The following is a 12,604-nucleotide window of genomic DNA, read 5'->3' on the forward strand; positions in this document are numbered from 1 at the left end:
CTTGCCGTGCTCGGCTATGGCTTTCTCGAGCTTGGCTATGTCCACGTTGCCCTTGAAGGGGTGCTGGTTCGTGCGGTCGAACGCCTCGTCTATCACGCAGTCCACCGAGGACGCATTCACGTTGAAGATGTGACCGCGGGTGGTGTCGAAGGGCATGTTGAACGGTATCACGTCCCCCTCCTTCACCAGCGAGCCGAAGACGACGTTCTCCGCGGCGCGACCCTGGTGCACGGGAATCGTGAAGTCGAAGCCGAGGACCTCCTTGACGGCCTTCTTGAGGTTGTAGTAGCTGTCCGCTCCCGCATAAGCCTCGTCGCCCATCATCATGGCCGCCCACTGCTGCTTGCTCATCGCCCCCGTCCCCGAATCGGTGAGAAGATCGATGTAGACGTCGGCGCCCCTGAGGCCGAACATGTTGTACCTAGCCCTCTCCAGGGCCCTCTCTCGCTCCTCCCTGTCAGGGATGCTGACTGGCTCCACCATCTTGATGCGGAAGGGCTCCGGTGGGACCTTCGAAACTCTTGTGCCGCGGATGCTTCCTGCCATGAGAACGCTCCTCCTTTTGATTTGAAGATGAAGCGAATACCTTGACCATGATTTTACACTTTCCAGTGCAAGAATGCAAAATAATCCTCAAAAGAAATGCGAAATAATTATTAGGGGATTCCCTGCGGCCTGCCCTCGGACGACGTCATAATTAGCGGAAAAATGCCGTGTTTGGTGTATAATGAGCGATATTTTTGGAGTCTCAGGAGGTCCGAATGAGATTAGTGCTTTACAATATCAGGTACGGGACCGGGTCCGGCGTGGGCTATCACTTCCCCTTTCCCTACTCTGGCTGCCTTAGAAGGACTGAGGAACGTTATTTCCAAATATCGGAGTACCTGTCGAACCTGAACCCCGACCTTGTCGGCCTGGTGGAGGTCGACGAGGGCTCCTACAGGCAGAACGGCCGCAGCCAGGCGGACTCGTTGGCGTCTCTTATCGGGGGGGAATCGGTCTTTGCCTGCAAGTACGACTCAGGCTCGATAGTATCGAGGGTGCCCCTGCTTAAGTCGCAGGGCAACGCGGTGGTAACGAAGCTGCCAGTGGTGAACAAGAGTGAGCACATGCTGAGCAAGGGCGTAAAGAAAACCCTGCTGGAGGTGGAGTTCGAGGATTTCGCTCTCTTCCTGGCGCACCTCCCGCTGGGGTACACGGCCCGCAAGGTTCAGCTGGAGGAAATAGCCGCACGCTGCATCGATTCAAAAAAACCCGTGATCTTCGCCGGGGACTGCAACACGTACCGTGGAGAGAGCGAGCTTCGTCCATTTTTCCAGATGACGGGCTTTAAAAACGCGAATTACACCAACAGGCCGACCTTCCCAAGCAGCGTCCCGACGCTGGCGCTTGACTTCGTCCTGTACGACCCGAGAATAAGGATGAAGGCGTTCGACGTGCCGTACGTGCGCCTGTCGGATCATCTTCCGCTCGTTTACGACTTTATCGTAGCCTGAGAGGGGGAAAAGGGGTGACGGCTCTGATGCTTCTTTACACGGCCTACGACATCTCCTCCATCGTGATTCGCCTGGTGATGCTCTGCTACATACCCCAGAAGCACACTCCGTCCGCGGCCACGGCGTGGCTGCTGGCCGTGTACTTCTGGCCGTGGCCCGGTTTTCTGCTCTACTCGTTCTTCGGCTCCGCCACTCTGCCGGAGAAGAGGACGGAGCGGCACGAGAAGATGCTTCTCGGCCTCGAGGAGGGCAGGAGATCCTTCCGATGCCTGTTCGACGACGAGGCCCACTGGCTGCCGGAGGACCTGGTACGGTTCGGGGCGCTGGGCAGGAAGCTCGGCGACATGTGCGTCACCAGGGGCAACGAGTTCCTGCTGATCGAGGACGAGAAGGAGTTCATCCGATCCCTGTCCGCCGACATCGACGGGGCGAAGGAGACGGTTCACCTGCTCTTCTACATATTCGCGCGAGACCGGATGACCGAGCCCCTCTTCCGCTCCATCGAGGCGGCCGTCGCGAGAGGGGTCAAGTGCCGTGTGCTGGTGGATGCCCTGGGTGCCAAGTCCTTCCTCAAACGCGACGCGAAGGCCCTGAGGGAGAGAGGCGTGCGGGTAGAGAAGGCCCTGCCCCCCAAGCTCTTTCGCAGGACTCCGACCACCGCCCGCTACGACCTTCGCAACCACCGCAAGATCGCGGTCATAGACGGCTGCGTCGGCTACACCGGCTCTCACAACGTGATAGAGCCGTCCTACGGCGGAAAGGCGGGAGGGCTCGAGTGGAAGGACCTGACCCTGTGTCTCAGGGGGCCGGTCGTGCTTCAGCTCCAGGGGGTCTTCCTCGAGGACTGGTTCGTGGAGACGGGGGAGCTGCTCGAGACCTCGGAGGCCTTCCCCGTCCCGGAGCTGACGGGTGACGCGGTGGTCCAGACGGTGCCCAGCGGTCCCTCCTACCCGTGGCAGAACTACCAGAGGCTTGTCGTCTCCGCGCTTCACGGCGCAAGGAAGTGGGTCGTGATAACCACCCCCTACCTGATACCGGACGACGAGCTGCTGCACGCGCTGGAGACGGCGGTCCTCGGCGGCGTCCGGGTACAGCTGGTGATCCCGGAGAAGAGCGACCAGTTCCTCGTCGGCAACGCGGCGAAGGCGTACTACGGCGCGCTGCTCGACTCGGGGGTGGAGATCTATCTCTTCTCCGAGGGGATCCTGCACTCCAAGACGATGACCGTCGACCACGACCTGGCCTTCCTCGGGACGAGCAACTTCGACATCCGCTCCTTCGCGCTGAACTTCGAGCTCAACCTTGTGCTGTACGGTAGGGGGGAGACGGAGGCCGTGAGGAAGGCGCAGCATGCATATATCGCCTCTTCGCGCCGACTGACACGGGAGGAGTGGGGCGAGCGCCCGACGGTCGTGCGAGTCATACACGGAATAACAAAGCTGTTCAGCCCCCTGCTGTAGGTCGGGCGCAGGGGGCTGTTTCAATGTTTCTTTTTTCCACCCGACGCCTATGGAGGTGTTCAAGATGCAAACCGGCATGATGCCGATGTTGCTTGAGAGAGTCCAGGATGTCTTTCACCCTGTCGAGGCCAGAGGGGGATCGCCGGTCGCGGCAATGGCGGGGCGGCTGCCTTACGTGAAGGAGCTGAGCGGGCACCCGAGGTTCTGCGGCTCCGTGATGGGGGTGGATGTGCTATGGGACTTCGACGTCCTTGAAAAACAGGGAATGAAGCCGTGCGACCCGGACTACACCGCGGAGTACCTGCTGGCGGGCAGGAAGGTCAGGGTCCTTGGACGACATCACCGCTACCTCGACTACCCGGTGAACGTCTTTCTCAACGTCTGCATGGTGTACGAGGGGATCCTGGAGATAGTCGACTTTTGCATCAACCTGCTGGCCCAGGTTGCGCCGGTCAACTGGTCCGCGTTTCACCTGCCGCGGGAGATGCACTTCACCCCGCTCGGCGGCAAGGACTCCTACCATTTCGACAGGGAGGCCGGGCGCATTATGCTGAACATGCCGACCGCGACCTACAAAAAACTGCCTATCGCGATAACAAGCGGCTCCGGGGCGGTCGGCAGGGTGACCTTCGACCTTGTTCCCGGCGAGACGTTCTTCCAGGGGTAAGGGGGCGGACATGAAGAAGATAGTCTACATCGACTACGAGAACATGCCGGGGGTCAATATCGAGGACGTGGAGGAGACCAAGTTTCTGATCTTCATAGGGCAGAACCAGAAGAAGCTGCCCACCGAGACTATAGTCAAGATGCAGCCGCTTGGGGAGCGCGTCGAGTGGATCACAATAAGCGGCTCGGGCAGGAACGCACTGGACTTCCACATAGCCTACTACCTGGCCAAGTACAACGTCTACAGCGGCGCCACTCACTACATCCTATCGAAGGACGCCGGGTACGACCCGCTGGTGAAGCACGTCGCCAGGTTTGGACAGAAAGTCAAGCGGATCATCACGCCGGAGGAGATAAAGGAGAAGGCGGTCCTGGCGCCCGAGCTCGCGCAGAAGTACGCCAAGGCGATCGAGATACTGAAGAAGCAGGACAAGATCCGACGCCCCAAGACCAGGAAGACGCTCTCCTCCAGCATCGAGACTCTTTTTTCGAGCCAGGTGTCGAAGGAGGACACGGATCTGATAGTTGAGCACATGTTCAGGGAGCGCTTCATCGAGGAGAAGAACAAGCGCATCGCCTACATGGACTGACCGTCATCCTCTCGTTGTCCTCGAAGCGAGCCCTTCGGCATGGAGGCGAGCAGTATCGCCGCTACGATCATGAGGCTTCCCGTCACCTCTCGTGCGGTGGGCATCTCGTTGCTCATAAGCGCCGCCAGGATGATGCCCGTGGGTATCTCTATCGTGCAGATGTGGCTTGACGTCGCCGCAGAGATGTACTTCAGCGACACGCAGTAGGCGCCGTAGGCCAGGATGCTCCCGAAGAAGGTTATGATCAGTATCATCCCCAGGTCGTGAGCCCCCAGGGCGGGGATGTCGCCCCATCCGGCCGAGAGGTGTTTTATCGTCGCCATTATCAGCCAACCGAGTAGGTGGGAGTAAAAAAGCAGCTTCGCGGCCGGCATTTTCTCGCGCGAGATCATCACCCGTCCGGCGATGAACTGCCCTGAAAGCCCGACCACCGCCATCGCTCCCCAGAGTATGCCGGGAAGCGAGAAGCTCTCCCCCGGCTCGCCCTTCGAGAAAACCCCCGTCCATACGCCCGCGATCACCAGCGCCGCCGCCACGTACTGGAGCGGTGTCGGGCGCTCCTTCGTGATCCACAGGTCGCCCAACAGGGTCACGAGCGGGAAGGTGTAGTGGATTATCAAAGCCTGCGGAACCGTGAGGTACTCCAGGGAGTACATGAAGCAGGCGCCGGTCATTGGGATGGCGAAGATGGAGTAGATCGCCAGCGAGATGCCCTCCTTGGGCGTCAGCCGGAGTGCCCTGCGATCCGTCAGGAGAATCCACAGGAGCATGAAAATCGCCACGAAAAATGCACGCAGAACTACGGTGGTGGTCATATCTACGCCCCTGAGGGCGAGTATCCGACCGACGGGGCTCACCACTCCCCAAGAGACGCCGGTTACCAACGCGGCCATGACGCCCGCCCAGTGCATGGACATACTGTTCAATCCCTTCTGAAATGAAGTAATGAGCCGACTATTCCAGGCATGCTCGAATAAGGGCTATCTGAGTGACCACGTGCTCTGCGGTCTTCGCGATGGCCTGGTAGTCGCCCTCGACTCCCGCCGGCTTGAGGAGTCCCGCTCCTCCCCCCACGGCGAAGGCGCCCGCTTGGAACCAGTCATCCAAGTTGACCGGTGCGACCCCGCCCAGGGGCATGACCCTGGCTTTCGGCAGGGCGGTGCGGGCGGCCCTGATGAACTTGGGGCCCAGAACGTCTCCCGGAAAGGCCCTCGTCAGATCCACGCCCCATTCCATGGCCTTTGCTATCTCCGATATTGTGCCGACTCCTGGTATGTAGGCCGTGCCGAAGCTGTTGCACATCCTCGCGACGTCCTCGTCGAAGAAGAACGAGCCGATAAAGTCTACCCCCGCGTCGATGCACCGTCTCGCGGTGGAGGCATCGGAAACCGCCCCTGCGCCCAGGGTCAATCCCTTGCATCGTCCTCGCTCGACCACCTCGTACATGATCTCGAAGACATACGGGCACGAGGTCGAAAACTCGAGCACGTCGATTCCTCCCTCGAAGACGGCCTCGGCTGTGGACACCCCGTCGTCCATGTCCCTGGCGCTTATTATCCCGACCACTCCGAGGTCGGACAGTCGCTGGAGCACTTCATGCTTTTGAACGTTCATTTTCCGCATCCTCCCGGCATGATCTTCCTGAAATGATGGCAGAAGGCCGTTCCCTCCGATGGAGACGGCGGCGTCAAAGGAGGTTTCTCATTCGAGCCAGCGCACAATCTCCTCCAGCATCGTTCGGTGCAACATCTTTGTAACCGATCCCGGTTTTCCGTTCCCAATGACCTGGTCGCCGATCCTGACCACGGGGACCACTTCCTTCACCGAGCCGGTGATGAAGGCCTCATCGGCGTCTGTCAACTCGGAGAGGAGAGGGCACCTCTCCTCGATCTCCATCCCCTTTTCCGAGGCGAGCTGCAGAATAATAGCCCTCATGGTTCCCTTGAGGACGCGGGAGAGAGGAGCGGTGATCAGCTTGCCCCCGGAGTAAAGGAAAAACGAGCTGTGTGCGGCCTCCGTTATCTCCCCGTCGGGGCAGTAGAGTACCTCGAACGCGTCCTCGTGCTTGGCGAAGCCGGAGTAGGATAACATGTAGTCGATGCTCTTGATGCCCGGTATGTGGCGCCCTCCGTCCACGGGGCAGAGCAGCACTCCGTTGGAGTATACCTCCGGCGCCGGCTTCTGGACCTTCTCGAACAGTATGAAGAGCCGCGCCGCCGGGAAAGTCCCGGATATGGAGATGTCCCCTCCGGTGATGTAGGGTCGGACCAGGCAATCCTCTGTCATCCTCGATATCCCCTCTCGTATGACCTCTTTTATCTCCTCGATGGAGAGGGGAAGCGTCATGGAGGCGCTGTCGGACGAGTTTGCCAGGCGCTCCAGGTGAGGGGTCAGCATCAGTGGACGCCTTCTAAAGGTACTGATCGACTCGAAGACTCCGACCCCGCGCAGTATGATGTAATCGGTGACGGGGAGTGTCGCCCTCTCCTTCGGCATGAACTCGCCGTCCATATAGCACAATGACATAAAGTCTCACCTCGAAAATTCGGTCTTGGAACCTTTGCAGTATAAGGGTATTATAGATAAAATGCACGGCTTTTGTCCGCGAAATACTCGTAAGGGAGACCAATTATGCCCAAGTCGACTCTACTGCGCCCGGCCGGCCGGGTTGCAATTTCGTTGCTCCTCCTGCTTTTCACGTGCGGTGGAGCGCTGGCAAAGAACAGCGGTTACCGGGTGATGATGATAAATTCCTATCACTCCACCGACTCGTGGACGGCGGAGACCATCGAAGGGATCAGGCAGACTCTCCTGTCCGAGGGCGCCGAGCTCGACTTGCAGATGGAGTTCTTGGATTCCAAGCACGACAGCTCGGCCGAGTCCATAAAGGCCTTCCGCGACTACGTCATCAGGAAATATTCGGGCAGGCAGCTGGACCTGATAGTTTGCACCGGCGACGAGGCGCTGAGTTTCGTCAAAAGCATCCAGCCGAGGTTCTTCCCCGATGTGCCGGCGGTCTTTTGCGGGGTGATGGTGGACGATATGTACGACCCTCGGGCCAGCCCCATGATGACTGGAATTTTCGAGGGTCTGGATATTCGCGGGACGGCTGAGCTGGCCCTCAAGCTCTTCCCGCGCACACAAAACCTGGCGCTCGTGAGCGACATGTCCGACGCCGGGATGGGCGTGGTGAGCCGCGCGAGAAGGGAGCTCTTCGGCCTGAGGGATAACTTGAACATAATCGATCTGTTCGGCCTCACGAAATCGCAGCTTCAGGACAGCCTCTCGGCCCTTCCCCCCGCGACCGTCATCCTCATGCTCGTGTATTTCGGGGACGGCAGGGGCAACTACTTCTCCCCCCGCCAGAGCTCCGCCATCGTGAGGGACTCGTGTTCCTACCCGCTGTTCAGCCTCTGGAGCATTTTTCCAGACGAGGGCGCCCTGGGGGGAAGCGTTCTTCGGGCGGGTATGCACGGCGAGAAAGCCGGCCAGATCGGGCTGAGGCTTCTCCACGGCGAGCCGCCCGCGGACATCCCCGCGCTGACAGACAGGGATTTCATCTCCGTGCTCAACCACGACGAGCTCTTCCGTTTTGGACTGTCGGCGAGCGCTCTTCCCGAGGGAGCGATAGTGGTTCACGAGCCTCCTCCCTCGTTTGTGCTGAATTGGCGGCTTGTCCTCGTCAACGCGGCCGTGATAGCGGCATGCGTTCTGTACATCTCCCTGCTGCTCTTCAACGAGCGCCGCCGGAGGAGGGCCGCCCGGTCTCTGACCCTTCGGAAATCCATGTGGGAAGGGCTGTTCGGCAACGCCCCCGAGGCGTTCGTAGTGATCGACGACAAGAACGTGGTCCACAACGTAAACAAAGCGTTCACCAGGCTGTTCGGCTACTCCAGGGAAGAGTCTATCGGAAGGGACGTGGACGACTTGGTCGCGGCGAACTCCGGCATCAGGCCCGAGGCCGTAGAGGTGACGAACAGGCTGAAACGGGGCGAGGCCGTCCACGAGGAGAGCGTCCGCACCGGCAAGCATGGAAAACGCGTCGAAGTAAGCATCCAGGGGTCGTTGTTCCCCTGGCCCGACGGCGGTGCCTATGGTTACGCGATATACACCGACATCTCAGGACGAGTCAGGGACGAACAGGCGATGGAGCACCACATAATCTCGGAGTCCGCCGTAGCGGCTGCATCCCGTACTCTGCTGTCCGGCAGCTCCTTCGGAGGGATCCCCCGGACCCTAGAGGAGATGGCAATTCTAGCAGGAGCGGACAATGGGTTCTTCGTCGAGTTTGACCCCTCCGGCATGATAGAGCGAGAGGCGCTCTTCTACGAGGACAAGGCCTCCTGGAGTTCGTCTCCGCATGTGTCCGACATCCTCTCCACAGAGGGGGTAGACGAGATCAACCGACGCCTGGAGGAGAAAGGACGCCTTCTCTTGGACGCTAGAAGGGAGCTGCCCCTTGAAAACGCCGCCCGCGCGAGGGAGCTGCTCCGTCGTTTCGGGAGCCCTCTCCTGATCATGCCGGTCTTCTCCGGCGAATCCGCCCGGGGGTGGGTAGGGCTGCGCATGCTGCAGGACTCGCTGCCCTCCTCGATCGACTCCGCACTCACGGTCTTTTGCGATCTTATGGGAAGCGTCATCCAGCAGGAGAGGCGGCGCGCATCGGCGACGGAGAACGCGAGGATCCTCGAGGGTACGTCCCACGGGATGGTCGAGATCCTCGGGCGAACCCTGGCTATGAAGGACCCCTACACGGTAGGGCACCAATTCGAGGTGGCCAGGCTCGCTCGTGCGATGGCTATTCGCGGGGGATTCGACGAGGATTTCGTCGAGAAGGTCTACTACGCCGGCCTTGTGCACGACCTCGGAAAGATCGTCGTCCCGTCGTCGATCCTCTCAAAGCCGGGGCGACTCAACGACGTGGAGTTCGCCATAATAAAAGAGCACGCGTTTCACGGATGGGAAATACTCTCATCGGCGGAGTTTCCCTGGCCCCTGGCGGAGATCGTGTTCCAGCATCACGAACGGCTCGACGGCTCCGGCTACCCCAATAGGCTGAAGGGCTCCGACATCATGGCGGAGGCGCGCCTGATCGCAGTCGCGGACGTCGTGGAGGCGATGACCTCTCACAGGCCCTATCGCCCCGGGCTTGGAATCGAGGCGGCGTTGGACGAGGTACGCTCCGGAAGCGGCAAACTGTTCGACCCGCTCGCCGTCGAGCTGTGCCTCGCGGTGATGGAGGACGGGTTCCTCTTCGACGAGAAAAACTACGAGCTGGCCCTTCCCTGACCCTTTGTGCGTTTTGCGCACGTAATGTATAATGAGTTCTGTCAATAGGTGTTGAATCTGAAAACAGTGACACACCGAAGCGGCTGATGCGAAAGGAGAGGGTTCGTATGTCGTTGCACGTGCTCGCAATCAATCCCGGCTCGACGAGCACCAAGATCGCATGGTTCACCGACGGCCATGAGGAGTGGAGAGAGACGGTCAGACACGATCCCGAGGGGCTGTCGCATTTTCCCTCGGTGGCGGACCAGTTTCAGTTTAGGCTCGACACGATAGCGGAGGCGACGGCGTCAAAGGGCGCCTCTTTCGACGATCTCTCCGCCGTCGCCGGCAGGGGAGGCCTTGTCGAACCGGTTCCGGGAGGCACATACCTGGTCGACGACTCGCTGCTCGCTCGCCTTAGGATGGGCAAGCCCTGGGAGCATGCCTCCAACCTTGGCGGGATCCTGGCGGACGCGATCTGCCGCCCGAGGAAAATCCCAGCGTTCATCGTCGACCCCGTCGCGGTCGACGAGATGATCCCCATGGCCAAGCTGACCGGCTTGAAGGAGCTGCCCAAGGTGTCGCTGAGTCATACTCTCAACGTGAAGGCCACGGTACGCCGAGCCGCCGCGGACCTGGGAAAAATGTGGGACGAGCTCAACTTCGTCGTCGCGCACGTAGGAGGCGGCATCACGGTCTGCACCCACGAGAAGGGGCGCATGACCGACCTCAACAACGCCAACGACTTCGGCCCCTTCTCTCCCGAGAGGAGCGGGGGGCTTCCAGCCGGGGACCTGATACGCCGCTGCCTGGAGAGCGGACTCACCGAGAAGGAGATGCTCAGGAGGGTGGTCGGCGGGGGAGGCCTCGTCGCCTACACGGGCACCAGCGATGTCCGCGAGGTCAAGGAAATGGCGGCGAAGGGCGACAGGGTGGCGAAACTGGCCTACGAGGGCATGGCCTACTGGGTGGCCCGCGACATAGGTGCCATGGCAGTGGCCCTTTCCGGCAAAGTGGACGCGATCCTGCTCACCGGCGGCGTCGCCTACGACGGGGATTTTGTGACACTTGTACAGAAGCGGGTTCAGTGGATTGCGCCCGTGCTGACCTACCCGGGCGAGGACGAGATGCCCGCTCTGGCCGAGGGTGCCTTCCGTGTTCTGAGGGACGAGGAGAAGGAGAAGATTTATTCCGACTACGCAACAGGAGGAGATCGCTGATGACGGCAGATGGCAAGTCGCTCTCCCGCCGTGCGGGGGAGGGGATCGATTTTCTGATCGAGGAGAGCAGGAAGGGGCGTCCGATGACGCTGGCGCTGGCCTGCCCGTACGGCGATGACGCATTGGGCGCCGCGTGCAGGGCGCAGAGGGAGGGGGTCGTGAAGACCATCCTGATCGGCGACGAGGCACGCATCCGGGCGACAGCGGAGAAGGACGGCTGCGACACGACCGGCGTCACCATAATCGACGAGTCCGACGACGACAGGGCGATAGCCAGAAGCGTGCAGATGGTCTCCTCCGGCGACGCGGACTTCCTCATGAAGGGGCTGGTCAAGACGTCGGCCCTTCTAAAGGCCGTGCTTAACAAGGAGTGGGGCCTGAGGACCGGGTCCCTCCTGTCGCACCTCTTCCTGTTCGAGATAGGGGCCCTCGGGGGCAAGGTCGTCGGAATCTCCGACGGAGGCATGAACACCTACCCGGACCTCGACGCCAAGGTGAAGATAATCGAGAACTCGGTCGCCTGCTTCCACAGGATAGGCGTCCCTCAGCCGAAGATAGCCGCGCTGGCGGCGGTAGAGGCGGTCAACCCGGACATGAAGGCCACGATGGATGCGGCGGCGCTCGCCAAGATGAACGAGAGAGGTCAGATAAAGGGCTGCCTCGTGGACGGCCCTCTCGCCCTGGACAATGCTGTGAGCGAGGAGGCGGCCAGGATAAAGGGCATCTCCTCACCCGTGGCGGGCAACGCCGACATGCTGCTTGTCCCGGACATAGAGTCCGGAAACTTCGTGGGCAAGGTGCTGATCTACATGACCGGCTGCAAGGGCGCGGGCGTCGTCCTCGGGGCGAGGAAGCCCATAGTCCTCACCAGCCGCTTCGACAGCGTGGAGACCAAGCTGCTTTCGATCTCACTGGGCGCCGTGGTCGCCCGTGGTTGATAAATATCACATCCTAAAAGAGGGGGACTCGTTTTAATGGAACAGATTCGTTCGCTTTCGCAGCTTTTGGAGTACGCAGGCAAGATAGGCGCGGAGAAGGGCCCGAAGAAGCTCTCGGTGGCAATGGCGGAGGACGCGGGGCTTCTTACCGCGATAGAGGAGGCGCGCAAGGCGGGATTCGCCGAGGCCATCCTGGTCGGAAACGGCGACAAGATGAAGACGGCCGCGGAGCAGTCCGGGGTCGACCTGTCCAACTACGAGCTCATAGACGAGCGTGACGAACCGGCGATGGGCATCGCCGCAGTGACCCAGGTCTCGTCGAAGAAGGCGGACATCTACATGAAGGGGCAGATCCACACCAACAACTTCCTCCGCGCCATGCTCAACAAGGAGTGCGGCCTTCGCAGGGGAAGGAACACCATCTCCCACTGCTACTTCCACAGCGTGGAGGGCTTCGACAGGATCTTCTTCATCTCCGACGCGGCCTTCAACATGTACCCCGACCTCGCCGCGAAGGCCGATATAACGCAGAACACCGTCGACCTTGCCCGCTCTTTCGGAGTTGCCGAGCCCAAGGTGGCGGTTCTGGCCGCGGTCGAGGTCGTGAACCCGGACATGCCCGCGACCCTGGACGCGGCGGCCCTCACCCAGATGAACAGGCGCGGGCAGATCAAGAACTGCATAGTGGACGGACCGTTCGCCCTCGACAACGCCGTCAGCGAGGAGTCGGCCAGGACGAAGGGGATAGTCTCCCCCGTGGCGGGCAAGGCGGACATCTTCATAGTGCCCGACATCGACTCGGGCAACATGCTCGCGAAGGGGATTGTCTACTTCTCCAAGAACGAGACGGCGGGGCTGATCCTCGGCGCCTCCGCGCCGATAGTGCTGACGAGCAGGGCGGACTCCAACAGGGCGAAGCTCCTCTCTATCGCCGCTGCGGTGGTCCTGTCCGACTTCAACAAGTAG

Annotated in this window: 12 protein-coding genes; 8 read left to right on the forward strand and 4 right to left on the reverse strand. The window is 60.8% G+C overall.

Features of this window, described 5'->3' with window-relative positions:
* A partial coding sequence (locus tag GX181_06180; GenBank protein ID NLM71527.1) for a tyrosine phenol-lyase occupies nucleotides 1-546 on the reverse strand: 546 nt, incomplete at its 3' end.
* Nucleotides 547-761: 215 nt separating this feature from the next.
* Between GX181_06180 and GX181_06185 the strand changes: the two genes are divergently transcribed.
* From GX181_06185 to GX181_06200, 4 genes are all read left to right on the forward strand, one after another.
* Nucleotides 762-1,496, forward strand: a complete 735-nt coding sequence (locus GX181_06185; GenBank protein ID NLM71528.1) for an endonuclease — start codon at nucleotides 762-764, stop codon at nucleotides 1,494-1,496.
* Between the two features lie 26 nt (nucleotides 1,497-1,522).
* Nucleotides 1,523-2,956 carry a cardiolipin synthase gene (cls, locus tag GX181_06190; GenBank protein NLM71529.1) on the forward strand — a complete coding sequence of 478 codons (1,434 nt, stop codon included), beginning with the start codon at nucleotides 1,523-1,525 and terminating at the stop codon, nucleotides 2,954-2,956.
* Nucleotides 2,957-3,020: 64 nt separating this feature from the next.
* Nucleotides 3,021-3,623 carry a hypothetical protein gene (locus GX181_06195; GenBank protein ID NLM71530.1) on the forward strand — a complete coding sequence of 201 codons (603 nt, stop codon included), beginning with the start codon at nucleotides 3,021-3,023 and terminating at the stop codon, nucleotides 3,621-3,623.
* A 10-nt stretch (nucleotides 3,624-3,633) separates the two neighbouring features.
* Nucleotides 3,634-4,212 carry a hypothetical protein gene (locus GX181_06200; GenBank protein ID NLM71531.1) on the forward strand — a complete coding sequence of 193 codons (579 nt, stop codon included), beginning with the start codon at nucleotides 3,634-3,636 and terminating at the stop codon, nucleotides 4,210-4,212.
* Here GX181_06200 and GX181_06205 read toward each other — a convergent pair.
* From GX181_06205 to GX181_06215, 3 genes are all read right to left on the reverse strand, one after another.
* On the reverse strand, nucleotides 4,200-5,129 hold the full coding sequence (locus tag GX181_06205; protein ID NLM71532.1) for an EamA family transporter: 930 nt from the start codon (nucleotides 5,127-5,129) through the stop codon (nucleotides 4,200-4,202). The two genes, GX181_06200 and GX181_06205, sit on opposite strands and share 13 nt — an antisense overlap.
* A 37-nt stretch (nucleotides 5,130-5,166) precedes the next feature.
* On the reverse strand, nucleotides 5,167-5,826 hold the full coding sequence (locus GX181_06210; protein NLM71533.1) for a bifunctional 2-keto-4-hydroxyglutarate aldolase/2-keto-3-deoxy-6-phosphogluconate aldolase: 660 nt from the start codon (nucleotides 5,824-5,826) through the stop codon (nucleotides 5,167-5,169).
* 87 nt (nucleotides 5,827-5,913) lie between these two features.
* A complete protein-coding gene (locus GX181_06215) occupies nucleotides 5,914-6,738 on the reverse strand; it encodes a class IV aminotransferase (GenBank protein NLM71534.1) in 825 nt (274 codons plus the stop codon).
* 105 nt (nucleotides 6,739-6,843) lie between these two features.
* Between GX181_06215 and GX181_06220 the strand changes: the two genes are divergently transcribed.
* The 4 genes from GX181_06220 (at nucleotide 6,844) to GX181_06235 (ending at nucleotide 12,604) form a co-directional block, all read left to right on the forward strand.
* The gene (locus GX181_06220; protein ID NLM71535.1) at nucleotides 6,844-9,501 is read left to right on the forward strand and encodes an HD domain-containing protein; all 2,658 of its coding nucleotides are present in this window, start codon (nucleotides 6,844-6,846) and stop codon (nucleotides 9,499-9,501) included.
* Nucleotides 9,502-9,608: 107 nt separating this feature from the next.
* Nucleotides 9,609-10,700 carry a butyrate kinase gene (buk, locus tag GX181_06225; protein NLM71536.1) on the forward strand — a complete coding sequence of 364 codons (1,092 nt, stop codon included), beginning with the start codon at nucleotides 9,609-9,611 and terminating at the stop codon, nucleotides 10,698-10,700.
* Entirely contained in the window at nucleotides 10,700-11,638 is a 939-nt protein-coding gene (locus GX181_06230) for a bifunctional enoyl-CoA hydratase/phosphate acetyltransferase (GenBank protein NLM71537.1), read from the forward strand. Before buk ends, GX181_06230 begins: the two co-directional genes overlap by 1 nt.
* Before the next feature lie 36 nt (nucleotides 11,639-11,674).
* A complete protein-coding gene (locus GX181_06235) occupies nucleotides 11,675-12,604 on the forward strand; it encodes a bifunctional enoyl-CoA hydratase/phosphate acetyltransferase (protein ID NLM71538.1) in 930 nt (309 codons plus the stop codon).

The organism is Synergistaceae bacterium (assembly GCA_012521675.1).
Taxonomy (GTDB): Bacteria; Synergistota; Synergistia; order Synergistales; family Aminobacteriaceae; genus JAAYLU01.

What these genes read in the sequence shown, in the direction of transcription:
- GX181_06235 (NLM71538.1), top strand. Translation starts at nt 11,675, where the DNA reads ATGGAACAGATTCGTTCGCTTTCGCAGCTTTTGGAGTACGCAGGCAAG.
- cls (NLM71529.1), top strand. Translation starts at nt 1,523, where the DNA reads ATGCTTCTTTACACGGCCTACGACATCTCCTCCATCGTGATTCGCCTG.
- GX181_06200 (NLM71531.1), top strand. Translation starts at nt 3,634, where the DNA reads ATGAAGAAGATAGTCTACATCGACTACGAGAACATGCCGGGGGTCAAT.
- GX181_06215 (NLM71534.1), bottom strand. Translation starts at nt 6,738, where the DNA reads ATGTCATTGTGCTATATGGACGGCGAGTTCATGCCGAAGGAGAGGGCG.
- GX181_06220 (NLM71535.1), top strand. Translation starts at nt 6,844, where the DNA reads ATGCCCAAGTCGACTCTACTGCGCCCGGCCGGCCGGGTTGCAATTTCG.
- GX181_06185 (NLM71528.1), top strand. Translation starts at nt 762, where the DNA reads ATGAGATTAGTGCTTTACAATATCAGGTACGGGACCGGGTCCGGCGTG.
- GX181_06195 (NLM71530.1), top strand. Translation starts at nt 3,021, where the DNA reads ATGCAAACCGGCATGATGCCGATGTTGCTTGAGAGAGTCCAGGATGTC.
- GX181_06205 (NLM71532.1), bottom strand. Translation starts at nt 5,129, where the DNA reads ATGTCCATGCACTGGGCGGGCGTCATGGCCGCGTTGGTAACCGGCGTC.
- GX181_06230 (NLM71537.1), top strand. Translation starts at nt 10,700, where the DNA reads ATGACGGCAGATGGCAAGTCGCTCTCCCGCCGTGCGGGGGAGGGGATC.
- GX181_06210 (NLM71533.1), bottom strand. Translation starts at nt 5,826, where the DNA reads ATGAACGTTCAAAAGCATGAAGTGCTCCAGCGACTGTCCGACCTCGGA.
- buk (NLM71536.1), top strand. Translation starts at nt 9,609, where the DNA reads ATGTCGTTGCACGTGCTCGCAATCAATCCCGGCTCGACGAGCACCAAG.